Origin of the sequence: Aquitalea sp. (genome assembly GCF_030150775.1) — a bacterium.
Lineage (GTDB): Bacteria > Pseudomonadota > Gammaproteobacteria > Burkholderiales > Chromobacteriaceae > Aquitalea > Aquitalea denitrificans.
Genome location: NZ_JASLFG010000031.1, coordinates 1 through 26,935 on the forward strand (window position 1 = coordinate 1; position 26,935 = coordinate 26,935).

The following is a 26,935-nucleotide window of genomic DNA, read 5'->3' on the forward strand; positions in this document are numbered from 1 at the left end:
CGGCGCACGTCTGTATGCCAACCAGGGCAGCGTGGATATCCAGGCACAAGGCGGCCCGCTGGCGGTGTCCGCCGCCAAAGCACTGCGGCTGAACAGCAACCAGCACATCAGCGTGGCCGGGCACGACAGCATCGAACTGGCAGCCGGCGGCCATGGCATCCGCATCAGCGCCAAGGGGGTCGAAGTGTTTGGGGATATCAAGCTGCACGGCATGCTGAGTAATGAGGGGAAGGCGGGGCTGGCTAATCCAGTCAGCGCATTCCCCAAAACCGAATTAAGCCTTGATGAGAACTACTCGGAATAAAGGGTATTGATTATCCACCAGCTCATTATTCAATAAGAGCGGCTAACAAAATAGCGTAGCGTCCCTGGGGCAAGGCGTGCCGACGCCGACAGTACAAGGGTACGGCAAGGAGGCGCAACGCAGCAGCAGGGTTTTTGTTAGCGGCTCTAAGTGCAAGGACCAACCATGTTAATCGGACCACCCGTACTACTAAAGCCAGCACAAGCACAAGCCACCACCCAAAAAGAAGATCGTGCATGGTTGGAAAGCATGATGCCCAATCGCGACAGGGGCGGATTTCCAGTAGGGAAATCCGGCCAATGGCACCCCGGCCTGCACATTACCGGCTTTGTCGGATCGGGGGACAACAACGCCGTATGGGCCATTGCCGACGGTGCCGTCATGTATTACGCCGAGGACAAAGGAACAGACCTCAGTGAGCACGCCAACTCCAACGGCCTGGTTGTCATCAGACATGAAACCCAAATTGGCAGCGAGGCAGAAGGCTGCATTGTGTATTACTCCTGCTATCAACACCTGCAAGTCATCAATGACGCAATCAAAACAGCCTACGCCAAGGGAAGCCCAGTCTATAGAAAAGACCTGATTGGCCATGTCGGTAACGTGGCAGACAATAGCGGCATCCATTTTGAAATCTTTTGCAGCGGCGCAAATGTAAAGAAAATCACTGGCCGCAGCACCGGCAAGCTGAATCTCGCCAAATCCGGCCGGAAAAACATTGTTTACGGCGATACCCACTACTACATCCCGGCAGGCACTCCCTTATATTTCCAGGCGACAGCGCCAGACTACAGCGCATCCACCCTCAAAAATCCAATACCGAGTACGACAGATTTATACGTCACCATCAAATTTGAAAAGGGAGAAGTCACGATAAGCAGCAAGTTATTACAAGACAATCAATACATCAGCATCCCACACAGCGTAAAAGACAGCAAATTCTACCAGGCATACGAATACAAGCTCTATGACCGAGCAGTCAAGATGGGCGAACAGTATAAAAAAATCGCCCCCAGCGCAATTTATGAAATGCTGAAATTTGGCCGCATCATTGATGAGGTCAACACCCAGAAAATTGGCCATGACATTCCACACTGGCATCAAATTGACACACCACAGGGCCTGGCCTGGGTCAATCTCAATGCCGCACCCGCCCAGGGCGCAAAGCCCATTACCGTATTTAGTGATGGCGATTTCCCGGACTGGGCAGACTGGACCCTCATCGATGATGATCCGGTTGATAACGGCCTGTGTGATAGCAAAATTATTCATTCACTACTGTATCCAGCGGGCAGCGAGAGAAACGTAGCCGCATTGCAACGGGCGTTAACTGACCCGGCTGTCAGTAGCAAACTATCAAAGATGATTTGCAAAATTCCCAGCGAATGGGACAAAGCAAAGAAGGCAGTGCGCCAACAATGGCGCAAAGTGGCATCCCCGCTCAACCCCATACCACTAGACAATAGCAAATTCCAGAAATTAATGGACGACCTGGACAAAGCCTGCTTCTGGCAGCGATTCGTCGACAACAACAATAAATCCCCCAGTGCTTGTCTACCTACTGTAGACAATGCCAGCAAGGCATTTTACCAGGGCGCGATAACGGAAGATGTCTGGTTCTTCAACCCCAGGGAGTTCATCCTGCATTTCAGGAAATGTAATTGGCTGTCGGAGTTTGAGTTTGCGCAATCAATACCTCGAGAAAGGAAGCATCTAAATAAAACAGAATTTTTAGACATAAAGACAAGTTGGAATAATGCTTTTCAATTAGCAACAGAATGGGCAAAAATAATCAATGCCAGTTTAAAGAAATATGGAATATCAGACACCAGGCCAAGATTATTTCACTTCCTATCCCAGAGCATACCAGAGACAGATAACTTTAAGCTAATGGCAGAAATTAATGGACCAGATGCAAAATATGCGCCTTGGTATGGAAGAGGAATAATACAACTAACACTTAAAGAAACTTATGAGAAATATGGAAATTTTATAAAATTTCCACCCTCGAATTATATTCCGCCTATTTTTGAAAATTTAACATGGAATCCAGATGTAGAAATTGCCAAATATAATGGATGGAGAGTTCCAATGTCTGTAAATAAATTTGGTTGCGCAGACAGTGGTGGATTTTATATGGCAATGAGAAACGGGCACCGCTTACTAGATAGGGGTTTTTCTATCAACGATTGCATTGAAATTAGCAAGCTTGTAAATGGAGATGTTTCATTGCAAAATTTAAATGGTCTTGATGGGCGCTTATCATCTTTAGTATACGAGCTATGGATATTCAATGATTACTTAATTCCTCAAACGGATTACATGCTTGAATTTGATTGGAGGAAATCGTCTAAAAAAGAAAAACATACCGATCAAAAAACGGGAAAAGAAAGAGAGCGTTTTGTTTTAACACATCACAGCATCCCGATCAGACCTGTCATGCAAAGAATGTAAAAATGCAATTTTTAATTTTATATCTAATATTAATGACTTCTACTCATGCCATAGCAGATGAGCTATGTTTTGTACGCAAAACACAAAAAGGCGCACCAGTATATTTAAAAATGAAAGTTTCTGGAAGCGATGGATGGGCAATGTATTCGAATGCTTCTCAGGAAAAAATTCCTATCCATCTTGTAAAAATAAATCACGATCTTAATCATGGAAATTTTGAAATAACCACAAAATTATTTCATGAAAAAATTAATGGAGAAATAACAGGAATATATACATGGCAATATCAAAACAAATATCTTCTGAGCATGTCTTACAAATCATACAAAACAGGAAAAAAAACAGAATTTGATGATAATGCTTCATCCGAACCCGGATATGCAGAAGGATGCGATAATGCCTTTCACAAAACAGAGAATTTAACTTTTATATTTAATGAACAATATGAATAATATTAGATATTGCAAAATTATCTTCCTATCAATTATTTTTATTCAAGCAAACACTACTTCTGGTTCAACAAGAATAAAAATATCAACCACTACAGGCGCAAGTATTGAGAAAATAAATACAATTAACGACGGATATTTTGGAGTATCCGTGGAAATAAACGGAAAGACATGCCAACTTAGCGGTGTTAATACATTTGAAAATTACACACCAAAACTCAGTTCTGATGGTTACTTTCTAATTCCTTCAGCATCATCATTTATAAGCATATTAAGATTACTATCTTGCAATAACTACATTTCACTTTCATATATAGAAGGACGCTTACAAGATGTAAATTTTAATAAAAATCTATTAGTGAGATACATACTACCAGATTACGATATCAATCAACTGCATGGTATTTCGGTTCTTAATGACTATTTAATTGAAGCTATTAATATAAATGAAAAAACAAAGATGCAGCCTATTAATATTTATCAAAAGCCATTTTTTTACAAAATGCGATCATCTCGCGATATGGCGAAATTTGCATTTGCGACTCCATCAGATAGTGCAATATTTTCCAGCGATGGGAAATATCTGGCACCACTGGCAAGGTCCATCTCCTGCAAGAAAGGTGCCTACCCTGGTGTATTTGAAACCACTCATTGGAAGCAGGTGATTTTCAATGGACCAGATAGCAATAAGAAATGCCGAGCTCTATTTCCTCAATTAAAATAAATACCTTCTCATCAACCAATAATGTATTTGGCTGCATCGATAGCAGTGGCTTTTACTGGATCAGTAAACAATCAAAAAAAATCACCCGCATGCACTCCCTGTGTGATCCGGGCAGCGCGATTAAGGACGGCGTTGAGGTCAGCAAAGGTGTCAATGGTTGGGTTCTTGATCAATATACCAACGGACTTGAGCTAAGACTTCAAGCTTTAGAATATTGCAAATGGATTTTACATGATGCCATCCCACCCAAAGACAGTGTAAACATCAACTTTATCTGGCGTAGGAATAGCGAAAAAGAAAAAATTAAAGATGAAAATGGGATTGAAAAAAAGAAATACGTCAAAACCACCCACTCGCTCAACTTACCCTATTTTCTACAAAGACCTTAGATATCACATAAACATCATAACCAATTTAAAGGATATGCATATGAAAATAATTACACACCTGACATGCTTTTTTGTGGTGCTAGCGAGCTTCTCAGCTAATAGTCAGGAAAATCCAACCGCAGAAATAGATAAAATTCGCCACGACTGCTATTCATCACGAGAAAAGAATGAATTCATATTTATTACCTTTGGCCTATTTGATGACAGGCACCTAGGCGGCTTTGTACAACACAATAACGGCCCTATCATTCACCTTAGATATCTATACCCAGAATATGTAGACATGACAGGAGCAGGCAATGATACCGAATCACACACCTATGCTGAAATGATGAACAATAAAATATCTGGATACTACACTTACACTTGGTATAGAGGAGACTCGCCAAAGCTTAAATACCACTCCAAGAAAAAAAATAAACCATATTTTCTCGGATTCGACTCAGGCGCAGAAGATTCAGAAATACCTGACACTGCATGCGACTGGTCCAAATCAAGTCGACTATCAGAAGAAGAAAGTAATTAAACACACTGAATAATTATTTAAATATAGAAACAAAGACGCTCATGCCAAGAAGATTAACCATCGCAGCCACCTTCCTGTTTGCCATTACAGCCCATGCAGCCCAAAGCCAGGAAAATCCAACAATGGAAATTGATAAACTTGGTGCCACTTGCTATTCATCACGAGAAAAAAAAGAATTCATATTCACCACCTTGGTTCTATTTAATGACAAACGGCTTGGTGGCTATGCTAAGCATAACAATGGCACCGTATTTCGCCTTAAATATCTATATCCTGAGTATGTAGACATGACAGGAGCAGGCAATGATAGTCAGTCACACACTTACGCCGAAATGATGAACAATAAAATGACTGGATACTACACTTACACTTGGTATAGAGGAGACACACCAGCTCTTGAATATCGCCCCAAGAAAAAAAGTCAATCGTATTCCCTCAGACTGGACCTAGAAGCTAGTAATTCAGGAATACCTGGCGTTGCATGCGACTGGTCCAAGTCGAATCTATTATCAGAAGAAGAAAATAACTAAATATGTTAGATAACAATCTAAACACAAAAATGACATCCGTATCAAAAAAATCAACCAACACAGCTGTCTTTCATTTTGCTATTGCACCGCATGCAAACGGAAAAACCTAGTTTGTTAAATAAATCGTTAAGCGTGACTGTGTGAAGTATTGGTTTTGATTTGTGCAATTTATTTATTAAGGACTGCCATGTTAAGAAAACTCACAGGCCTAGCAAGCGCCCTTATTGCCACCACGGCGCATGCATCTGTGCCACCAGCCACTTCAGAAAACAGAATCAATGGAACCAACACCTACTGTTTTTCTGCCATGGGAGATAAAAAGCCCATTTTTATCAGCCTAACCCTGCCGCAGAGCCCACGCCGCGATGCTTATGTGCAATACAATAATGGGGCTAAAATCCGCTTGAAATATTCCAACCATAAAAACATTACACTAAAGGGGGAGAAGTTTAAAAACTATCGCTATGTATACGATGAAATAGTGAATAAAAAAATGACCGGCTTTTATTCATTTTACTTGTATGGTGATGGCCTATCTGTTTTTAACTATGTCCATAGAGAAGGGCCCAAGGAATATTTCTTCTTCCCTGATTCAGGCGCGGCTAAGGCTAGCCCACCTGCCAGTCTGTGCGATTGGTCCAAATCAGATTTACTGGATGGTGATGAAAGCAAATAACGCCCAGCGTTTTCCACCAATAACGACAAAGGCAGGGCGCATAGGCCGGCCAGTAGTCACTCAAACCACATCTTGATTTGCAATAACTCCGCCAGCGCTGACCGTGTGTAAGCGTGAATGTCCTTTGAATTGCATTGCCAAACGTGAGAAGCCATCGCCATGACCAGCCTGCCAAGCTCTTCCCCTACCCCGCGCCGCGTTTACTGGATACCCCTCATCCTGTTTGCAATTGGAGCACTGGCGCTGTTGCTGGTCTGGTTGTATGGCAAAACGCTGTTTCAGGGGCCGACGGATGGCTTCTTGTTGCAAACCAGTCTTTTCTTCTGGGCCGTGTTACTGCCAACCCTGGCGGTGTTTGTCTGGTTACTGCTGCTGATCCGGGGGCCTGCTGCGTTGTCGGCTCCTGGCTTTCACCGTGCCAACACCGCTATGGATGACAGGTCGGACGGCCTGGATTCCGTCCTGCAATACATGCGCCATCAGTACCCGGGCAAATGGCGCAGCATCAAGCCATGGGTGGCAACGCTATTGCCGGAGAAGGCGGTATCCAGCCTGGCGGATGTCGACCAGGCCCCGGCACCACTCTGGCTGGATAGCCCGGATGCCTTGCTGCTGCGCGTCACCCCGGAGCAGCCAGCAAAGCTCCTCGCCCGTTTGCGTGGCCGTTGGCGTGTGCCGCTGGATGCCATCACCCTGGTGGCGGACGCATTGCCCAAAACCGGGAGTGTGCAGCTGCAGCAGCTACTGGATTTGAATGCGCGCTGTCAGTGGCGGCTGCCGGTCTGCCTTGCCCTTACCGGCTGGACCGTGCCGGAGCAAGGCATTTCCTGCGTGCTGACCCAACCCGGCGATGCTGTACATACGCGGGCCGACTTGCGCCAGTTGGTCTGGCAGAGCGCCATTGACGGACAGGCGGCATTGCTGGCGCATAAGGGCCCTGCCACACTGGCCTTTTCCGCTGCGCTGGATCAGCCCGGCGTGATTGATGATCTGGCCGAATCCCTGGCGCAGATCAGCCGCCACCTGCCAGACGGACAGCACATCATTCGCCTGGCGTGGATTGCCGGTGCTGACTTATCGCATATTGCAGGGCATGTGGTGGAGGATTGTGTGCAATGTGCACCACGCCGCCATCGTCTTGCGCTGACCGACCACATCGGCTGGCTTGTGTGTGCCCTGTCACTGCTGCTGGCGGTGGGCGTGGGGGTGTCCGCCGTGCACAATCACACCCTGGTGATGGACGCCCAGGCCCGCATCGCCCAGCTGAATGCCGCCCGCACCATCCGGCAGGCCTTGCCAGCCTTGCTGAGCACCCAACAGTTATTGCAGCAGCTGTCGCAGCAAGCCAACGCGGGTATTCCGCTGCTGTCGCGCTTTGGCCTGAACCTGAATGACAGGGTGCAGGCACCGCTGTTTGCGGCTTACGGCAAGGCTGCCCGGCAGTGGGTGATTACGCCTGCACAACAGGATATCCAGCGCATTTTGCTTAAGCTGAACAAGCTGCCGCTGTCCGGCGGTGGCGAGGCGATTGCGCTGGCCAGCAAGGTGGGGTTTGACAGCCTGAAAGCTTATTTGATGCTGGATACACCGTCGCGCACGCAAGCGGCATTCCTGTCGGATCAACTACGCCAACGTAGTGGATTCAACGATCAGGCGCATGCGCAAATCCTGCAGTTTTATGCGCAGCATCTGGCGACACACCCGGAATGGAAGCTGGCGGCCTTGCCAACGGTCGTAGCAGGTGCGCGCCAGACACTGCTTGGCCTCAATGGGGTGGAGCATGGCGACGAGACGATTTACCAGTCCATCCTGCAGCAGGCTGGCGAGAAATATCCGGCCCGCACCGCCAGCAGCCTGTTACCTGGTGTAGACAGCCGTGGCCTGTTTCTGCTGCCCGGCACCATCTCTGGGGCTTACACCCGCGAAGCATGGGAAGGCTATGTGAATGCAGCGATTGATGCTGCCGATCCAAAACAAGGCGGCGAGGCGCTATGGGTGATGGGGGCAGAAGCCGCACGCAGCGAAGGCAGCCTGCTTAAAACCCGGCTGCAGCAACGCTATTTCACCGACTACACCGCCGCCTGGCAAGCCTGGCTGAACGGAATGCACTGGCAATCCGCCAACTCTTTGCCCGGTGCCGTGGCGCAATTGAGCACTTACGCCGATCCACAACGCTCACCCCTGCTGGCCTTGATGCATATGATTCAGTATCAGGGGCAGGCCGGTGCCACCGAAAAATCCCTGGCACGTGACTTGCTCGACAAAACCCGCGCACTGGTGGGCAAATCCACCGACAAGGCAGCCACGCAAGATCCTGCACGCAGTGATCCGCTAGCAAGTGCCTTTGGCCCCTTGTTACAGTTGACGGCCCCGGATGATGGCAAGGGCAACAACACGCTCAGCCTGGCGCGCTATCTGGAATCCGTCACCTCGGTGCGGCTGAAACTGCAGCAGCTGGCCTCCTCGCCCAATCCTGATGCCGCGTCGCGGCAGTTGGCACAGGCGCTGTTCAAAGGCGAACAGAATGCGCTGGCCCATGGCCAGAACTACGCTGCCATGCTGGCGGCAAGCATGGGGGCGGAATGGGCTGGCTTTGCACAACAGTTGTTTGTCAGCCCACTGGATAGCGCAAATCAGGTGGTGATGTTGCCTGCGGCCTTTGACATCAATGATTTGTGGCAGCGCAGCGTCTTCTTGCCGTGGGGCAGTAAAGTTGCCGGGCGCTTCCCCTTCAATGCCACGGACAACGAAGCCTCCATCCCGGTCCTCACCGGCTTTCTGGCACCGGAACAAGGGGCGATTGCCCGCTTCCTGGGCAACACACTCGCCGGTGCGCTGGTACAAGAAGGCGATCAGTGGCTTCCCAGCCCTACTCTGGTGAATGCAGCACCCTTCGATGCCAATTTCCTCAATGCCGTGAATATGCTGAGTCATCTGTCCAGCTTGCTGTATGCCGAAGGTGATGCCAGTTACCAGTTTGACCTGCGCCCTGTTGCCATGCCCGGGCTGATCGAAACAACACTCTTCATTGACGGCCAGGAATTAAAGTACTTCAACCAGCGTGAAACGTGGCTAGCCATGCATTGGCCGGCGACAGGCCAGAATACCGGCACCCGCTTGCAGTGGCAGTCGCTCAGCACCGGGACGCAACAAACCCTGGAATTCAATGGCCGCTGGGCCTTTATCCGCCTGTTGGCAAAGGCCAAGGTAGAGCAACTGGACAAAGCCCGCTTTCAACTGGATTTTGCCCTGCCTGATGGTTTGACCGCGCGCTATATCCTGCGCACAAGCGCCAGCGAGGGGCCACTGGCCTTGCTCAAGCTGTTGCAATTCAAGCTGCCGTCACGGGTATTTGCCTTGCCCGGGCCGCCCACGGCCACCAGAGAGAACATGAGCGCCACGCGCTGATTCCGTTAACCGGCCAGAGCAATGCGGCACGGCATCCCCACGCTGGCTGGCTTGCGGCCTCGCCGTATTCCTGATGCCAGTCTCTTGCGCATGACGGCGACCGATGCCGCATTGCTTGTACCCAGCCCGGATTACCAAGATCCGCTTGTAAATGATGCAGTGACTTCACAGGCAACTCTAAGCATTTGGCATTAAGTCATGTCATGGAACTGTCATTCGCGGGGTCTACACTGCGCAGCATCATCGTGCAGAAGCCGCATTCATGTCTCTTATCAAGCGTTTATGGCTGACCGTCCTGTTTACCGTAGCCAGCCTGCTGATCGTACTGGCCGTAACCAGCCAGCAATTGTTCTCCCTTACCCGGCATGTGGACGACTACAGCCAGCATCAGCAACTGTCAGCCAATCTGTACCAGTTCAAGGCCAGTGTGCTCAGCCTGTCCCGTGCCGATCCGCTGCAGCCGGACACCGCCAAGCACTTGCAACAGGTCAAACAGCAAGTGCAACAACTGAGTGGCCAGATTGCCAGCGCCCTGCCAGAGGCCGAAGCCAAGCCATTCCAGGAACAAAGCAATCAGCTGTGGCAGCAATACACCCGCAATCTGGAAAGCGCACTGACGATTGCCGAAAGCGCACCGCAGGACGCCTTGTCCATTCCCGAGCAGGCCTATCAGCAAAGCCTGGTGCCGCTGGTGACACTGCTGGACAAGCAGCTGGCCCATGCCAGCCGCAGTCAGGCAGCCGAAGAATCAGCCATGCATGCCATGCTGCAGCAACTGGCCTTTTACATTCTGGGGCCGCTGTTGCTGGCCAGCGTGGCGGTAGTGCTGATCCAACTGGCGCTGGCACGCCGCCTCAAGCTGCAGATGGAAGCCATGGGCCGTGCGGTGGATGCGCTGAGTGAAGGCAATCTGGCAGCACGCCTGCCAGAACAGGGGAAAGACGAGCTGGCGCAAATGGCGGCCCGCATCAACCGTTTTCTGGAGCGGCTGAGCGAGCTGCTGGCCAATGTGCATCAGCATGCCAGCCGCAACCAGCGTGACAGCCAGCAACTACAATTGATCACCAGCCAGGCCGCTGACGCCAGCCGCCTGCAAAGCGGCAAGGCCAATCTGAGCAACGAAGCAGCGGCACAGATTGCCAGCCAGGCAGACAGCGTAGCGCAGTTCATCGCCCAGGCCGAAGCCGGTTCGCAACAGGCGCTGCAACGCACCGAGCAGGCTCGCCAGCTGGGCAGTGCCAATGCCACTGCCATGCAGGATCTGGCCGGGCGCATTGATTCGGCCATGCAGGAGATGCAGCAGCTGAACCAGTCGATTGGCGACATTGCCCAGATCAGCACCCTGATTCGCGATGTGGCCGACCAGACTAATCTGCTGGCGCTCAACGCCGCCATCGAGGCAGCGCGGGCGGGCGAACAGGGCCGTGGTTTTGCCGTGGTGGCCGATGAGGTGCGCAAGCTGTCCGAGCGCACGGCCAGTGCCACTTCGCGCATTTTCGACAGCCTGGCCAAGGTAGAAACCGTAAAACAGTCGCTGGGCGATGCCATCGATACCGCCGGCAAGGCCAGTCATGACAACCAGCATGCCCAGCAGGCACTGGACGCGGCACTGTCCGGCGTGGATCAGGCGCTGGCCGAACTGGACCAGTTGATGGGGCAGATCAGCCATGTACGCCAGCAGCAGAGCGAAGCCGGCAATAGTATCCGCCAGCATGGTTTTGAACTGGCTCACCTGGCCAGCAGCATCGACGAGCAGATGCGTGATGCCAATCCGGTAATGCGCCAGATGGCCGAGTCAGCCGGCGTGCTGACTCAGGCACTCAGTTGGTTCCGGCTGCAGCCACAACAATAAAACACCCGATGCTAAAACGGCAGCCCGTGGGCTGCCGTTATCATTTACTACTCCTGTACAGGCTGCTTACAGCACCGCCAGCGCGGCGTCGTAGTTGGGTTCGCTGCCGATTTCGGCTACCAGCTCGCTGTGCAGCACGGCGTTGTCGGCATCCAGTACCACCACGGCACGGGCAGTCAGGCCGGCCAGCGGGCCGGAAGCCAGCTTCACGCCCCAGGCTTGCAGGAAGTCGGCATTGCGGAAGGTGGACAGGTTCACCACGTTCTCGATGCCTTCGGCACCGCAGAAACGCTTTTGTGCAAACGGCAGGTCAGCAGAGACGCACAGCACCACGGTGTCGGCCTTGCCAGCGGCTTTTTCGTTGAACTTGCGTACCGAAGTGGCGCAAGTCGGGGTGTCCACGCTGGGGAAGATGTTGACGATTTTCTTCTTGCCAGCGAAATCAGCCAGGGTCACGTCAGCCAGATCACCATTGGTCAGCGTCAGGGCCGGGGCCTTGTCGCCCTTGACCGGCAGGGTACCTGCCACTTCAACCGGGTTACCGCGCAGGGTTACAGATGCCATCTTCATGTCCTTCAAGCAAAGGCGGCCAATGCTGCGACCGGCCGCCGGGGGTGGAGATGCACTCAGTGTGGGGCCTGGCGGCAGAAAATCAACCCTGCTGCCAGTCAGTCTATTCTTCCAGTTTGAGTCCCAGCTCGTTCAGTACTTCGCGCGCGCTGCGGAAAGCCTCCACCGCCGCCGGTGCGCCGCCATAGACGGCACTGTGCAACAGCACCTCGCGGATTTCCACCAGGCTGGCACCATTATTAATGGCACCGCGCACATGGCCTTTCAGCTCGGTGCTGCGCCCCAGCGCCGCCAGCATGGCGCAGGTGATCAGGCTACGGGTTTTCAGGTCCAGCCCCTCGCGCTGCCAGGTGCTGCCCCAGGCATGTTCGTTCAGCCAGTCCTGCAAGGGGGCGGAAAAGCCATCCAGATTGCTCATCGCCCTTTCGACAAAGGCCTCGCCCATCACCTGGGTGCGGCGGGCCTTGCCGGCGGCGCGGTCTTGCTCGCTCATGTCTGCTCCTTTCGTGGCTAGTAATGAAGTCGGATGTTCAGGACAACAGGCTGCCCAGCACTTGCACCAGCCGCGTGCATTCGGCATCGGTGCCGATGCTGATGCGCAGGTACTGGTTGATGCGCGGCGCGGTGAAGTGGCGCACGATCACCGCCTGCTGGCGCAAGCCGGTGGCCAGCATGGCCGCGTCGTGCTGCGGGTGGCGGGCAAACACGAAATTGGCCGCCGAGGGCAGTACTTCAAAGCCCAGCGCCTGCAATTGCACGGTCAGTTGTTCGCGTGTGCGCATCACCGCCTGGCAGGTGTGACGGAAGTAGTCGTCGTCTTCGAACGACGCCACCGCCCCGGCCAGCGCCAGCCGGTCCAGCGGGTAGGCGTTGAAACTGTTTTTCACCCGCTCCAGTGCCTCGATCAGCGTGGCATCGCCCACCGCATAGCCCACACGCAGCCCGGCCAGCGAACGCGATTTGGACAGGGTGTGCACCACCAGCAGGTTGGGATAGTCATTCACCAGCGCGATGGCAGTTTCACCACCAAAATCGACATAGGCTTCATCGATCACCACCACCTGGTCGGGATGGTCATCCAGCAGCTGGCGGATGGCGGACAACGGCAGCAGGCGGCCGGTGGGCGCATTCGGATTGGCCAGAATCACCCCGCCGCAGGGCTGGCGGTAGTCCTCCACCCGGATGGACAGGCTGTCATCCAGCGGCACCTGACGCGCTTCGATGCCGAACAGGCCGCAATACACCGGATAAAAACCATAGCTGATGTCCGGCATCAGCAAGGGCTGTTCGTGCTTGAGCAGCGCCTGGAACACAATGCCCAGCACCTCGTCCGAGCTGTTGCCCACAAACACCTGCGGGCGGCTGACACCGTGGTAGCCGGCAATGGCATCTTTCAGCTTTTCGCCGCTCGGGTCCGGATACAGGCGCAGGCTGTCGTCGGTGGCAGCACGGATGGCCGCCAGCACCTTGGGCGACGGCCCGTAGGGGTTTTCATTGGTATTAAGCTTGATCAGCGTATCCAGCTTGGGCTGCTCGCCCGGCACATAGGGGGTGAGCTGATGCACCACCGGACTCCAGAAACGACTCATGATTCAACCTTTCCCGGCCACGCCCAGCGCAGCCTGCATACATTAACGTCCTGCGCTGCGCGCCGACAGCAACACGCCACCCAGAATGGCAGCAATCCCCAGCAGGTGATAACCATGAATGGCCTCACCTAGCAATAACATGGACAACACGGCACCAAAGGCCGGCATCAGATGAATGAAACTGCCGGCCCGCGCCGCACCAACCCGCGCCACGCCCTGATTGTAAAAATGATAAGCCAGCACCGAGGGCAGGGTGCCGACGTAAGCAAAACTGGCCAGCGTGGTGACATTCAGCACCGCTCGCCGCCCCTGGGCATATTCCAGCAAGAACAGCGGCAGGATGGCCAGCAGGCCGATGGCCACCAACAGGGTCAGCAAGCCCAGCCGATCCAGCCCGGCGGGCAGGCCACGCAGCAGCAGTGTATAGACAGCCCAGGCCAGCATGGCGCAGAACACCAGCGCATCGCCATGGTTGATATCCAGCGTCAGCAAGCGTGCCGGTTCGCCATGCGCCACCAGCAGCAACACCCCGGCAAAGGACAGCAACACCGCAGCCAGCTGACCACGATTAAGCGGCAGGTGGAAAAACAGCGCCCCCAGCAGCACGATCAGGATGGGAATGAAGGAATTGAGCAGCACACCATTGGTGGCGCTGGTGGATTGCAAACCTAAGTAAACCAGCGAATTGAAACTGGCAATGCCCAGCAAGGCCAGCAGGATGATGCGTCGCCAGTGCGGCTGCCACAGCTGGCGCTGCGCCAGCATGGGTTTGAGGCCGACAGGCAGCAGCACCAGCAGCGCAATCAGCCAGCGGCCAAAAGCCAGGGTCAGCGGAGGAATGCTGGCGTGTACGGCACGGCCCAATACGAAGTTACCAGCCCAGAACAGGGCGGCCAGGGTAAGCAGACAGTAAGCGGCAGTGTTGGAAGAACGTGGTGAATTCATGGTTTCAACCATGCCATGCCGGGCGGAAGGCTGGCAACTGTTTTGCGGTGCGACATTTCATTCAAACTGAACAGCCTGCTGCAGACAAGACCTGGCTGGCTTTACGCTGTATATGGCTCATGGCAATCACCCACCTTGCACGCTACCCCTCCCCGTGGCGCGCGCCGCTGAAGCCGGGATTGGGCAAGGTTTTAAGCCGCCGCCCTGTTTGAGCCATTCGACGCTAGCGAATGGCGAGTTCGGCGGCGCCTTGCCCGGCCCGGATACAGCGGGAATTCGCGCAACCCGGGGTCGCCTAGGGGTGCAGGGGAGCTGGCGACGCAGCTCCCCTGCCTGCACGGCGGGCAGCCCCGCCATGTAAACATCGCGGCGCGCGCCACGGGGGTTAGGTCGCCTCACGTCGTCTCACCGCATTGTGTGAATGGGCGTGATGACACGTATCCAGACAAAAATCTCAGCCCTCAAGGCAAAAAAAAACCGGAGCCGCAGCCCCGGTCAACGACATCCCCCACGAGATGTATTCCCCATCAACACATGCAAACATGTTGCAAGCAACATGGCGCACCACCCCGTTCCGGGCGGTGTGCATCAGTATTAATCTGCCTAGCAGCATAAGCGGGACATGGGACGCTGTCGATGATTTTGTTCAGTACGAGCATAACAAATTGATCAAACAATATTGTATACAATCATATAAACAATAACTTAGCTGTAAATATCAATAGCATTGTCGTATTATTTGATCAAACAATACAAAGACTTGCTCCAATTATCCATCACGAAAAACACGCTGCCCCGGCACGGGCATGCCATGTTTACGTCCAGCAAGCAGCCACTTTCCGCTGTCAAGAATGTTAAACAAATGCCACAGTCAGCGCGCCAGCGCAGTCAGCCTGGCCAGATGATTCGCAGCATGGAAGCGGCCTTTGGCGTCGCGGTTGACCCAGGCCATGGCATGCTGCGGGTCATGCGTGAAAAACAGCCGCCCTTGCCTGGCCAGCAGATTCTCCAGCAGTTGGCGCTTTTCGTCGGTGAGCTGTTCAGGGAAACGGTCATAGCCCATGGTGATGGGCACATGCACCCAGGGTGCACCGGGGATGAGATCGGCGGCGTACACCAGCGGCCCGTCTTCCAGCGGGATTTCAGTCAATAGCATGCCCGGGGTGTGACCATCGCTCAGGTGGAAGCGGTAATCCGCTGGCAGGCAGTCCGGTGTTTCGCCGTCGCTCAGCACCAGCCGGCCACTGTTTTCCAGCAAGCTAATCAGTTCGGGAATGAAAGACGCGCGGTCACGCGCATGCGGCTCCTTGGCACGCTGCCAGGCAGTGCGGCTGACCACGAATTGCGCCTTGGGGAACAGCAAGCGCGCCGGGCCGCCATCCCAGGCGGCCAGCAGGCCGCCGACATGGTCGAAATGCAGGTGGGACAGAATCACCACGTCGATGTCTTCGTGGCTGCAACCGGCGGCGGCCAGATTGTCCAGCAGCACATGGCCGTCTTCCACCACACCATAGCGGGCTTTGAGTTCCGGCGCAAAGAAGGCACCGATACCGGCTTCCAGCAGAATGCGGCGGCCATCATCCTCGCGCACCAGCAAACAGCGGCAAGCCAGCGGAACCCGGTGCGCCTCGTCCGGAGTCAGCCATTGGCTCCACATGGCACGCGGTGCATTGCCGAACATGGCACCGCCGTCCAGTTTCTGGGAATTGCCAAGCAAGGATGTCAGGGTACGCATGGGCGCTCCACTTGATGATCGATACAGCTGATTATCAAGCAAGCGCTCGGTATTGTCACCCACTGCGCGGCAGGGCCGCACTAGCCGACGGCAGTTTCTCCGGCATGGCCGATGAACAAGGCTTCCTGCTCCACCTTGAGCTGCCGCTCCAGCATACCGGCACACAGATCAGCCAACATCGGTGGCAAAGGCAGTCGTGCCAGCCGTGCCAGCGCTTGCTGGTCGTCTTCTTTCAAGGGCTGGCCGCCACAGGCTAGGGTCAGGTCATCGGCCTGCATGCGCCAGGGCTGCCAGGCACAGCCGGCCTTGCCAGCCAGATCGCCCACTTGCAGGGCAATGGCCACGCCGGATGGGTCCAGATCGCAAGCTACCTGTACCGGCAGGCGCAGCAGCGCCAGCAGATGGCCCACCGCCGCCAGCCAGCGCCGGTGCGGATAGCCTGGCACCCAGATGTTCAACACCGCTTCGGCCTGCTGGGTCAGTACTTCAAACACACTGAGGTTTTCCACCACCCGCACCATTTGCAGTTGGCCACGCACTGCATCTACCTGCAACAGGGCTTCCGGAGCCAATGCCAGTCCGCTTTGCAACAAGGAAGCGGACAGCAGCAACTGACCGCCGGCATGCAGTTCCAGCGGGCCGGACAGGAAAACATGCGGGGTATGGCGCGAGATGCCGCAGGCTTCCAGCGCAATGCCAAACTCGGCCAGCCAACGCCGGTCGGCCTCGCCAAAGGCCTTGCTGCGCCCCAGTGCATACTGGGAAAACTGCCGCTCGGTACCCCACAACCCTGCAGATAGCCAGCTATCCAGCCCCTGGGCAATCTTCAGCCGCCGCTCCAGCGTGGAAGACTGCACGCGCTGGGTAAGGCTGTCGGCCAGGGTTTGCAGCTGCGGATTTTGCGGCTGCCAACCACGCCATAGCTGCACCACTTCGTCGCGCGCATCAGCATCCGGCAGGCCGATCAGGCTGCGCAACTGGTACACCTCGCGCCAGCTCACCCAGAACGGCTCCCACTGCCCCAGGCGGTCGGGTTCGGCATGCAGCTCCACCTCGCACCAGCCGCACTCCAGCAGGCGGCGCAGCAGGTCTTCGGCCTGGGCCGCATCGCCACTTTGCGCCAGCAGGCTGGTCCAGCGCTGGCGCATCACGCGCAAGGCCAGCCAGCGCTGCAGCAGGGCCTGATCGGCCTGTGGCAGCAGCAAGGGCGTGGGGGCCAGAGTGGGTTGTAGCAGCAGATGATGGCCGCGCGCACCAATGGGCAGGCGCTCCACCAGTTCCGGGGAAATACGGGCAAGCCAGCTGGACATGGGGTTCTGCCAGAGTAAAGGGTGAAAGGAGTAGACCGCCGGACGGAAACAAGTTTCCCCGCCCGGCAGCAACATCAGGCCTGTGAGTCGGACTGCGGTGCATCCACCCGGCGGCGGGTTTGCAGGATGGGCGGGGCCCACTGCTCGCCCGGCCGCTTCTTGCGGGTGGCCAGCGTCAGTTCGGATGGCGCAAAGATATTGATGTTATGCGTGTTGGGCGTGGTGATCAGATACTGCGCCTCGGTAGCCTTGAGGAAGCCTGCTACCCGGTCGATGTTGAAAATATCGAGGTGGGCGAAGGGTTCGTCAATGAACACGAAACCGGACGGGTTGGCCTCGTCCATCATCAGGCCGATCAGCAGGATCAGCGATTTCATCACCTGCTGGCCGCCGGAAGCCTCGCCGTCGTTCATGCCCATCAGGCCCTTCTGGTCGAAGTTGAAGCGCAGCGTCAGCCCGGCCTGCGCCAGCGCCGCATCGTCGTTTTCCAGCGTGGGCAGTTCCACATCCACACCGATGCCGGCCAGTTCGCCCAGGCGCTTGATATTGGCACCATAAGCCCGCACCGTGGCGCGCAGCTTGCCCATATAGGCGGCGCGGGCGTCGTCGGTGAGTTCGCGCGAGCGGTCCACCTCGCTCTGGCGGCGCTGGCGTTCGCGGTCGATTTGCGCCAGGTCGTCGGCCAGCTTGTCGCGCAGCGCCAGTACTGACTCGTCGGTTTCCCATTCGCCGCCTTGCAGCCGCTCTTGCAGGTAATTCAGCTGATGGCGCGCATCGGCAGCGCTTTCGTACTCGTCTTCCAGCGCGGCCACATGCTCGGCGGCCAAGGCATCGGCGGGCAGACGCTCGGCCCACTCGCGCAGTTCGGCCAGCAGGCGGCGCAGCTGGCGGCGGCTGTTTTCCACTTCCTGACGCTTGCCGTCGTAGCGCGACAGGCTTTCCTGTTCGCGCTGGCAGATGCGGTCGTGTTCCAGCCGCGCATCGCTGTAGCGCTGGTCTGCCGCATCCTTGGTGGCACTGGCTTCGGCCAGTTGCGCGCCCAGTTCCTGCTGCTGTGCTTGCAGGCTGTCCAGCCGGGCGGCCAGTGCGGCAAATTCTTCGGCACGGCTATCCAGCTGGCGGATGGCGTCCATGCCGCCCAGATACTCCGCCAGGCCAGCGGCTTCGCGCGTGCTGGCTACCAGCCGCTCTTCATCGGCCAGAATGCGCACGTTGATCTGTTTCAGTTCATCGCGCAGTGCCAGCAAGCGCGACTGGCGTGCGCCTTCGCCAAAGGCGAATTCATGCGCGGCCACCCCAATGTGACGCGCACCGCGTCGTTCGCGGAAGTAACCGTCGCGGGTAATCCAGTCGCCATCGACGCCTGCGCCCGCCTGGGCGTTTTCCACCCGGCTGACCTTGTTCAACTGCTGATACAGCCAGTCCGGGGCATTGGCAGAAAAGCGGATCACTTCCAGCAGGCTGCCCTTGCGCGCCGGCGGCGGGCTGCTGCGCTCCGGCACCACAAAATGGCGGAAGCGCAGTTTTTCGCCCAAGCGCCAGGCCTCACCCTTTTGCTGCGGATTTTCCAGCAGTACCACATGGCGGTACGGGCGCAGCATGGCTTCCACCGCGCCCTGCCAGCCGGCGTCCATCACCTCAATGATGTCGGACAGCATGGCGTGGCCGATATTGGCCTCATCCAGCGCGGCCTTGAACTGGCGCACTTCTTCCGGCGAACGGCCACGGCCTATCTCCAGCGCCTCGACATGGTTTTTCAGGTCGATACGCTGGCGGTTCAAATCACGCAGGCCGTCTTTCAGCTGTTCGGACTCGCCACGCAAGGCGGACAGCTTGTCGGACAGCGCGGCGGCATCGGCACCGTATTCGCGGCTGGCCAGGGCTTGCAGGCGGTCGCGCTCTTTCAGCTGGCCGTTGACGCTGGCGTGTTCGGCCTTGGCGGCCATGAACTGCTCCTGCGCCTGCAAACGGGTCTGCTCGGCCGCCTGGCGTGCTTCGCCAGCGGCCACTTCGGCGGCCTTGAGCTTGGCCACCAGTTGCAGGGTGTCATGATGCTCGTTGCGGGTACGGCTGAGCTGGCCATAGGCGGCGCGGTAGTTTTGCCAGGTCTGGCCCAGCGCGCTCTTGCCATCCAGGTAGCCCAGTACCGGCAGGGCTTCGTCCTGCAGGCGGCGGATGGTCTGGCTGAGCTGACGCCATTCCAGATAGCGCCCGGCACGGGTTTTCATGGTTTCCACCCGCGCTTCCAGTGCTTCTTCCTGCCGGGTGAGTGCTTCCAGTTCCAGCTCGGTGGCGCGTTGTTCGTCACGGGCGCGCTGGTAGTTGTCCAGCACGTCCTTGTCGCCGAATACCTGGAATACCAGGTCCAGCAATTGTTTGGGGCTGTATTCGGTCAGCTTGTCGGTATCGCCCTGCTCCAGCGCCAGCACCTCGCCCACGGCGGGGGTGAGGCCGGCCACCTCCAGCCGGCGACGGTATTCCTGCACGCCCAGCCATTGCGCTTGCGCTTCGGCCAGTTCCAGCGGCACATCACCATCCAGAATGGCGTAATGCCGCACCCAGTCGCCGCCCTGCTTCTTGATGCGGCACAGCAGCGTCACCGCATCGCTGACGATGGGAAAGAAGGGGGTGGGATACAGGCCGCCAGACGGGCGACGCGGGTTGTCCACCACGCCGCGCAGGTAGGCAAACGGCTCGCGGTTGTTGCGCACATAGCGCTTGTAGTCGCGCTTGCCGGAGCACTTGATGGCCAGCAGGGTACGCATGGCATCCAGCAAGGTGGTTTTGCCCGAACCATTGGGGCCGATGATGGTGACAATCTGCGCGTCCAGCGGCACCGCCAGCCGTTGCCAGAAGTCCCAGTGCACCATTTCTACCGATTTCATCTGGAACATCAGTGGTCTTCCTCTTGCGCGGGGGCTTGTAGGTCGTCTTCGGCAGTGTCAAACAGGCTGGAGCCATCATCCATCACAGTCGGCTGTACCGCCTGGGCAATGGCGCTGGCAGTCTTGTCGGCCAGCGCATCGGCGGCCTGGCTGCGGCGCTGGCCCAGCACTTCGGACAGCGCACCTTCGATGATGCGCGGTGCCAGCTGGCTGTAGTCGATCATCAAATCCAGCATCGGGCCTTCGTCCAGCCATTTGTTACGGCGTACCACAAAGCCCAGGTTCACCAGCCGGCCCAGATTGGCATTGAAGCGGGTACGGCCGCCCAGCGCCTTGCCGAAGTCGGCATACAGCGCGTCTTCCGACACGCCGGTGGACACGCCCTCGCCGGTTTCCAGCGGTTTTTGCGCGCCAAACATATCGCTCTGGTTTTCGCGCCCGGCTTCCACGCGGGCAATCTGCCGTTCGCGCTTGGGCAGGATGATCAGCGCCCACAGGATCACCAGCAGCGCCACGCCATCGCGCGGCAGGCCCAGATTATTGTTGAGCCAGGCTTCGCCGCTGCCGAATACCGGCTCGGTCATCTCCGGCAGCAGGGCGACGGCGATGTGCTCGGCATAGGGGTTTTCCACCAGCCGCAGGCCGACATCGGCCAGCCGCTTGTCCAGCTCCAGGCGGAAGAGGTCATCCAGCAGCGCCTTGCGCGCCAGCGCGTCGCCACGCGGCACCACGCGGTGCGCCAGCAGGCGGGCGGTGAGGGTTTTCAGTTGCTGTTCCATGGCTTAATTCGGGGTATGGGGAAGCAGGCGCGCATCAGACAGCGTGGCGACTTCCGGGTGTTCGGGTTCAATCACGGCTTCGCCACCGTGCAGGGTGAACGGCAATTTGGCCAGCGCCGCCACGATGCTGGCATCGCCATGGCTTTCCGGGTCGCCAATCAAGGACAGCAAGGACAGGCGATAGGCGGTTTCGTTGTAGCTGTCGGCCAGCACCGCCTGCCGGATGGGAATGTGGTCGGCACCGCTCTCGCCCAGTTGCAGTCCCAGGGTCAGCAGTTCGTCGTACATGGCTTCGGCGGCAAACAGGCGCTCCACTTCCAGCTCGCCGGACAGGGGCGCGGCCACGCTGCCGGGCAAGGTGGTATTGCCGGCCTTGGCCCGCTCGCGTGCCAACAGCTCGAATTCCGCCATATCGGCCAGCTCCGGCGTGGCGATGAAGGCCGGTTCCGGGTTGATGGACAGGCAGCCGGTCAGTTGATCGGCCAGCTGGCCCACTGCCTGACGGCGCAGCCAGTCGGCAATATCAGTGGAGGTGAGGCCGGAACTGCCCAGATGCACACGCTGCGCGGCCAGCTGCGCCAAGCGGCGCTCGAAAGTACCGGCCAGCGCCAGCATGCGGCTTTGTGCCAGTGCCACCGCCTGCGCCTGATTCAGGGCGGACAGGCTGAGCGTGTCGTCGGCGGTGAGGCTGCGGATGACTTCTGTCGATTTGGCCACCCAGCGCCATACCGCTTCCAGCCGGTGCTGGGCGGCGCGGATGCGGAATTCGGATTGCGACTCCAGCGCTTCTTCAAACTCGCCATACAGCTCGTTCAGGCGCGCCAGCAGGTGTTTGAGCGCGTCGTCGGACAACTGCCCCACCGCCTGCCCGGCGGCCACCTGGCTGGTGAGATAGCCCAGTTCGACATCATCGCCGGCAAAGTCAATCAAGGTGGCCAGTGCTGCCAGCGCCACGCGTGCGCCTTCGGACAACTGGTACTGGCCGCCATCGCTGTCGTACACCAGCAATTCGCCCTCGCGCAGGCGGCCCAGAATGGTGGCCAGCTTGGTGTCGTTGAGATAGGCAAAACGCTGGGCGATTTCCTGCGGCGTCCAGCGCGGGGCATCCGCACGGTTGCCCAGCTCGCGCAGCACCAGGAGGCGCATCAGCACCTCCTCGTCGCCACCGCGAAACAGCGTGACAAACACGGACAGATACGGCCAGGCCTGTTGCAGGCGATTGACCGCAGACAGCGAATCCGGCGCAATGCCCGGCTGGAAAAAGTCGGCGAGCGATTCCAATGACATTCCGGCATCAAGAAGCAAAAGCGGATTGTCCAAGGCCGGACGGGGGTAAGTCAACGCATCTTGCATGTGCTGGGGTGCGCACCGGCACGCGGCATGCACCCCCATGCTCAGGCTGCCGACGGCTGCACTTTCGGCGTGCGCCGGCTTTGCGCGATATAAGCCAGTGCTGCCAGGCTGATCAGGGTGGTGAACATCAGGTAAAAGCTGGGGGCATTATTGCTGCCGGTGGCGCTGATCAGCCACACGATGATGGCCGGGGCAAAGCCGCCAAACACCGTCACGCCCACGTTATAGCCAATGGCCATGCCGGTGGCACGCGTTGCAGGCGGGAAGATTTCCGACATCAGCGCAGGCAGGGCACCAAAGTAAATGGACTTGAGCAAGGCCAGCCAGCACACCAGCACATACAGCGCCCAGGCACTGCCGCTATGCGACACATACAGGAACACCGGGTAGATGGTGAGGGCAAACAGCACTCCGGCCACGGTCATCTGCTTCAGCCGCCCTATACGGTCAGATAAATAACCGGAAAACGGCGTCACCACGGTCAGGATCACCCCTGCCAGCATGCTGGCGACAAAGCCGGTGGCAGCATCCATCTTCAGCTGGCGGATGGCAAAGGTGGGCACGTATTGCAGCATGTAATTGACCGCGGTGGACACGGTAATCACCCCGATGGCCGCCAGCACCATGCTTTTCTGGCTTAGCAGGACATCACGCACCGGCGTGGTGGTGCGCTCGGCCTCCTTGAAACTCGGGGCATCGTCCAGATAGCGCCGCATCAACAAGCCGACCGGGCCAATCAGCAAACCAAAAAAGAAGGGAATGCGCCAGCCCCAGGCCAGCAGTTCCTCCTGCGTCAGCAGCTTGACCAAGCCGTAGCCAAACAAGGACGCCAGCAAGGTGGACAAGCCCTGGGTGGCAAACTGCCAGCTGGCGAGAAACCCACGGCGGTGTGGTGCATGCTCGATCAGCATGGCGGTGGACGCGCCAAACTCGCCACCCGCGGAAAAGCCCTGAATCAGCCGCGCCAGAAAAATACCGATGGGAGCGGCAATACCTATCTGCGCATAACTGGGCAGTACGGCGATGATGGCGGTGCCCACCATCATCAGGCTCACGGTCAGCAGCAGCGCGGCCTTGCGGCCATGCCGGTCGGCATAGCTGCCCAGTACCACCCCGCCCAGGGGCCGGATCAGATAGGAGGCACCGAAGGAGCCGAAGGTCAGCAGCATGGAGGCGGTTTCATTCCCCGCCGGGAAAAAATTGTGGGCGATATAAACGGCGAAAAAATGCATAGATGGCGATATCAAACCATTCCAGTGCATTGCCTATCGAGGTGGCCAGCACAATCTGCGTCAGGCTGAGTGGTTTGCGTTCAGACATGATTTTCTCCTGTGTGCGCTGCGGCTTGTGCAATGATCTGGCTGCCCTGCTCACCCAGATCCCACCAGATGCCCGCCATCAGTCCCAGCGCCTCGCGCGCCACGGGTGCCAGCAGATGTTCGTTGGGAGCATGCTGGGCACAGCCGGGATAAGAATGCGGCAGCCACAGGGTGGGCAGGCCCAGAATGTCAGCAAAGGCATCGTTGGGAACCGTGCCCCCCAGATTGGGCAGCAACGCCGCCTGCTTGTCGGTGCTGAGTTGTATGGAGTCCAGCGTCCACCGCACCCAGGGATTGTCCAACGCCAGCCGGGTGGCCGCAGCACTGGACAAAATGCGCACCTGCACATGCTCCAGCCCGTGCCGCTGCAGATGCGACACGATATGTTGCCGGGTATTGCGCCAGTCGGTGCCCACTACAAAGCGCAACTGGCACACCGCCTTGGCCGTGGGTGGGATGGCATTCACCGGCTTGTTGGCATCACCTGCCTGCAATGCCAGCACCTCCAGCGTATTCCAGCCGATAACACGTTCCAGAGGACTCAGCCCCGGCTCGCCCCAGTCGGTATCTACCTGCGGGCTGTTTGCTTCGCCAGCCAGCGTCAGGCCGGATAGTGCGTTGCGCACTGCGGCACCCAAGGGTGGTGGCCGCAAGCCTTCTACATTGATCACACCGTGCGCATTGACCAGGCTAGCAATGGCATGAGACAGCAGCACCGCAGGGTTGCGCAGCGCCCCACCCCAATTACCGGAATGATGTCCGCTTTTGCGCAACAGCAGCTGCAGTTCAATCAGCACACTGCCACGCGAGCCAAGAATCAGCGTTGGCCGCCCGGCACTTACTCGCGGCCCGTCCGAGGCAATGAACACATCTGCCTGCAAGGCCATCTGTTCGGACTGGCAAATTTCCCGCAAACCGGGCGAGCCAATTTCCTCGCCGCTTTCAAACAGCCACTTGCTGTTAAAGCCCAGCCGGCCACCACGGGTTTGCAGTACTGCCTCCAGCGCGGCCAGGTTGATCGAATGCTGACCCTTGTTATCAGCGGTTCCCCGGCCATACCAACGCTCATCTTCTACACTCACCCACCAGGGACTCCGTCCCGTATGCCAATGTACGTCATCACCGCGTACCACATCCGCGTGGCCATAGCTCAGTACCGTGGGCAAGGTGTTGTCCTCATGCCGTTCAGCCAACAGAAAAGGGGCCAACGGTGCCACCGGGTTGTCCAGTATCCGGCAGTGAAAGCCCATACGCTGCAAGGTTGGAATGATCTCCTGCTGGAAATAGGCAACGTGGGTTGCCGCCTGCCCCGGCTCCTGGCTTTCGGTATGAAAAGCAACCCGGCGCTGTACATCGCTTAACAGACCACCGTGATCGAAATAGTCCTGAGCCGTATCAATAGCCTGGCTACGCAAAACCTGCCCTTGTCTCATCTGGTTTCTCCGGTGCGAATTACATATGGTGGGATGGCTTGCGCAGTCTAGAAGCGGGAAAACAGCAATGACAATTGCAAAAAAAGCTAGGCTTATTGCCTAAAAAGCAAGGGAGATCAAGGTGATACATGGCATCGCTCTGCGCTACTTCGTCGAAGTGGCACGTACTGGATCACTAGCCGCAGCATCAGAAGAACTACATGTCGCGGTATCCGCCATCAGTCGGCAAATCACTAAACTGGAACAAGAGACAGGCACCGTGCTATTCGAACGCCTGCCACGTGGCATGGTGCTGACCGAAGCTGGGCAATTGCTGGCGGAACATGCACGCCGCACCTTGCTGGATGCCCAGTTGGTATTGGGAGAAATTTCCTCTCGACATGCCAGCTCGGGAGGGCTGGTACGACTGGCTTGCACCGATGGTTTTGTCCATGGCGTCTTGCCGGATGTGATGCTGATATATCACCAGCAATACCCCGCAACACGCTTTATCCTCGAAAGCGGCAACCCTGAACAAGTCTGCCACTGGGTGGAAACCGGCGAGGCTGATATCGGCCTGGGTTTTACCATCGCCAGCACCCATGAAATTGAAATCGTGCTGCACCATACGCTGCCGGTATGTGCGCTGCTACGCCCCGGCCATCCGCTGGCCAGCCAAGAAGTGCTGAGCCTGGACGACCTGGCCCGTTATCCGCTGGCCATCCTGGAGCGCGGCAACACGGTACGACAATTGCTGGAATGGAGCTTCACGGCTCAGGGCAAGGTATTTACCCCGCTGCTGAGCAGCGGTCACACCAGCACCCTGCACCGCTTTGCCGCCCACACCGACACCATTGCCCTGGGCAGCCGCTTGGCCATTCACGGACAGCCGGAATGTAACCAACTACTAGCCAAAAGAATTGACGAACCACTGTTGCAGCAAAGACAGCTGCAATTGATGACCATGAAGGCACGCCGACTCCCCCCCGCCGTCAGCCAGTTCTTGCAGTTGCTACAGCAACAGTTACACAGCGCGCTGGACGCCTGAGCCACGCAACAAGCACCGGCGATGCTGCCACGGTACTGTCTGCTCCTCTGCCATGCTATTGAAAACGCTGAAGTTTCCAGCGCCAATCACCACCACTTCTGATAGGCAATCATCTGTCATCCGCTGATGATTGCCGATGTCATGCTGCTTGCCAGACTGCCCATCCCCTGCTGTGCCGGGCAATCGATTGGCCAGCTACCCCTCAGGAGCCCACCAATGACACAAACCCCGCGACGTCTGCTGCTGGCCAGCTGCCTGCTCGCCCTGCTGACCGCCTGTGCCGGCAGCTCATCCTCCTTCAGCCTGATCGGCGCACCGGTACGGGTGTATGACCTGACCGGAAAGATGGACACCATTCTGGATGCTGAATTCGACTTTATCGGTCGTATGGGTGCGCCTGGCCGGGGAGGTGAAGTGTGCTGCGCCAGCCTGCCAAAGAAGTGGTATCCCGGCATGATCGCCACCGTGCGCTGGGTGAAAGACCCTGATGCGTCCCTGCTTTACCCAACGGATCCTGATGAATTTAGGGCGTATATAAAAAAGAAAAGAGCCACCTACCAACGCCTCAGCGCCCAGGTGGAACTCCCCCCCTACGGCGATACCTGCGGGATCGCACTCGTTTTCTTCCCTTGTGATCAGGTCAGAGTGGTGATTGATTGCCGTGAATCCGGCTACATC

At 57.0% G+C, this 26,935-nt stretch carries 24 protein-coding genes; 12 read left to right on the plus strand and 12 right to left on the minus strand.

The features are described from left to right. From QVF59_RS10335 to QVF59_RS10380, 10 genes are all read left to right on the plus strand, one after another. A partial coding sequence (locus QVF59_RS10335; protein WP_287879517.1) for a DUF2345 domain-containing protein occupies positions 1-304 on the plus strand: 304 nt, incomplete at its 5' end. Between the two features lie 165 nt (positions 305-469). Beyond that, a complete protein-coding gene (locus QVF59_RS10340; protein ID WP_287879519.1) occupies positions 470-2,758 on the plus strand; it encodes a M23 family metallopeptidase in 2,289 nt (762 codons plus the stop codon). Positions 2,759-2,760: 2 nt separating this feature from the next. Beyond that, on the plus strand, positions 2,761-3,210 hold the full coding sequence (locus tag QVF59_RS10345; protein ID WP_287879522.1) for a hypothetical protein: 450 nt from the start codon (positions 2,761-2,763) through the stop codon (positions 3,208-3,210). Then, positions 3,203-3,931 (plus strand): hypothetical protein, encoded by a 729-nt coding sequence (locus QVF59_RS10350; RefSeq protein WP_287879523.1) that lies wholly within the window; start codon positions 3,203-3,205, stop codon positions 3,929-3,931. The genes QVF59_RS10345 and QVF59_RS10350 overlap by 8 nt, the downstream gene beginning before the upstream one ends. After that, complete coding sequence (locus tag QVF59_RS10355; protein WP_287879524.1) at positions 3,901-4,320, plus strand: hypothetical protein; 420 nt, start codon at positions 3,901-3,903, stop codon at positions 4,318-4,320. The genes QVF59_RS10350 and QVF59_RS10355 overlap by 31 nt, the downstream gene beginning before the upstream one ends. 40 nt (positions 4,321-4,360) lie before the next feature. Beyond that, positions 4,361-4,846: a hypothetical protein gene (locus QVF59_RS10360; protein ID WP_287879527.1), complete on the plus strand. Its 486-nt coding sequence runs from the start codon at positions 4,361-4,363 to the stop codon at positions 4,844-4,846. Positions 4,847-4,887: 41 nt separating this feature from the next. Further along, positions 4,888-5,376 (plus strand): hypothetical protein, encoded by a 489-nt coding sequence (locus QVF59_RS10365; protein ID WP_287879529.1) that lies wholly within the window; start codon positions 4,888-4,890, stop codon positions 5,374-5,376. Between the two features lie 187 nt (positions 5,377-5,563). Next, positions 5,564-6,052, plus strand: coding sequence for a hypothetical protein (locus tag QVF59_RS10370; protein WP_287879532.1), 489 nt, complete (start codon positions 5,564-5,566; stop codon positions 6,050-6,052). A 159-nt stretch (positions 6,053-6,211) separates the two neighbouring features. Continuing rightward, the gene (locus tag QVF59_RS10375; protein ID WP_287879534.1) at positions 6,212-9,460 is read left to right on the plus strand and encodes an ImcF-related family protein; all 3,249 of its coding nucleotides are present in this window, start codon (positions 6,212-6,214) and stop codon (positions 9,458-9,460) included. A 262-nt stretch (positions 9,461-9,722) separates the two neighbouring features. Further along, complete coding sequence (locus tag QVF59_RS10380) at positions 9,723-11,312, plus strand: methyl-accepting chemotaxis protein (protein WP_159874801.1); 1,590 nt, start codon at positions 9,723-9,725, stop codon at positions 11,310-11,312. Between the two features lie 66 nt (positions 11,313-11,378). On the opposite strand, the gene tpx is transcribed toward QVF59_RS10380, so the two are convergent. The 12 genes from tpx to QVF59_RS10440 form a co-directional block, all read right to left on the minus strand. Further along, the gene (gene tpx / locus QVF59_RS10385) at positions 11,379-11,876 is read right to left on the minus strand and encodes a thiol peroxidase (RefSeq protein WP_287879536.1); all 498 of its coding nucleotides are present in this window, start codon (positions 11,874-11,876) and stop codon (positions 11,379-11,381) included. 109 nt (positions 11,877-11,985) lie between these two features. After that, on the minus strand, positions 11,986-12,375 hold the full coding sequence (locus QVF59_RS10390) for a carboxymuconolactone decarboxylase family protein (protein ID WP_045847912.1): 390 nt from the start codon (positions 12,373-12,375) through the stop codon (positions 11,986-11,988). A gap of 37 nt (positions 12,376-12,412) precedes the next feature. Then, positions 12,413-13,471, minus strand: a complete 1,059-nt coding sequence (gene hisC / locus QVF59_RS10395) for a histidinol-phosphate transaminase (RefSeq protein ID WP_287879541.1) — start codon at positions 13,469-13,471, stop codon at positions 12,413-12,415. A gap of 42 nt (positions 13,472-13,513) precedes the next feature. Continuing rightward, positions 13,514-14,416, minus strand: a complete 903-nt coding sequence (locus QVF59_RS10400; RefSeq protein ID WP_287879542.1) for a DMT family transporter — start codon at positions 14,414-14,416, stop codon at positions 13,514-13,516. A gap of 871 nt (positions 14,417-15,287) precedes the next feature. Then, on the minus strand, positions 15,288-16,151 hold the full coding sequence (locus tag QVF59_RS10405; RefSeq protein ID WP_287879545.1) for an MBL fold metallo-hydrolase: 864 nt from the start codon (positions 16,149-16,151) through the stop codon (positions 15,288-15,290). Positions 16,152-16,231: 80 nt separating this feature from the next. Next, the gene (locus QVF59_RS10410) at positions 16,232-17,461 is read right to left on the minus strand and encodes a DUF2399 domain-containing protein (RefSeq protein WP_287879548.1); all 1,230 of its coding nucleotides are present in this window, start codon (positions 17,459-17,461) and stop codon (positions 16,232-16,234) included. Positions 17,462-17,535: 74 nt separating this feature from the next. Further along, positions 17,536-20,355 (minus strand): ATP-binding protein, encoded by a 2,820-nt coding sequence (locus QVF59_RS10415; RefSeq protein WP_287879551.1) that lies wholly within the window; start codon positions 20,353-20,355, stop codon positions 17,536-17,538. Beyond that, positions 20,355-21,125, minus strand: a complete 771-nt coding sequence (locus QVF59_RS10420; protein WP_287879553.1) for a hypothetical protein — start codon at positions 21,123-21,125, stop codon at positions 20,355-20,357. Before QVF59_RS10420 ends, QVF59_RS10415 begins: the two co-directional genes overlap by 1 nt. Positions 21,126-21,128: 3 nt before the next feature. Then, positions 21,129-22,412, minus strand: a complete 1,284-nt coding sequence (locus QVF59_RS10425; protein WP_287879555.1) for a hypothetical protein — start codon at positions 22,410-22,412, stop codon at positions 21,129-21,131. A gap of 107 nt (positions 22,413-22,519) precedes the next feature. Beyond that, the gene (locus QVF59_RS10430; RefSeq protein ID WP_287879557.1) at positions 22,520-23,647 is read right to left on the minus strand and encodes an MFS transporter; all 1,128 of its coding nucleotides are present in this window, start codon (positions 23,645-23,647) and stop codon (positions 22,520-22,522) included. Positions 23,648-23,657: 10 nt separating this feature from the next. Further along, positions 23,658-23,798: a hypothetical protein gene (locus QVF59_RS10435; RefSeq protein WP_287879560.1), complete on the minus strand. Its 141-nt coding sequence runs from the start codon at positions 23,796-23,798 to the stop codon at positions 23,658-23,660. Then, positions 23,791-25,230 (minus strand): M20 family metallopeptidase, encoded by a 1,440-nt coding sequence (locus tag QVF59_RS10440; RefSeq protein WP_287879561.1) that lies wholly within the window; start codon positions 25,228-25,230, stop codon positions 23,791-23,793. Before QVF59_RS10440 ends, QVF59_RS10435 begins: the two co-directional genes overlap by 8 nt. 121 nt (positions 25,231-25,351) lie before the next feature. Between QVF59_RS10440 and QVF59_RS10445 the strand changes: the two genes are divergently transcribed. Together QVF59_RS10445 and QVF59_RS10450 are read left to right on the plus strand one after the other, a co-directional pair. Beyond that, complete coding sequence (locus QVF59_RS10445) at positions 25,352-26,257, plus strand: LysR family transcriptional regulator (protein ID WP_287879563.1); 906 nt, start codon at positions 25,352-25,354, stop codon at positions 26,255-26,257. Positions 26,258-26,473: 216 nt separating this feature from the next. Beyond that, positions 26,474-26,935: DUF3304 domain-containing protein (locus QVF59_RS10450; protein WP_287879565.1), on the plus strand; the 462-nt coding region annotated here is incomplete at its 3' end.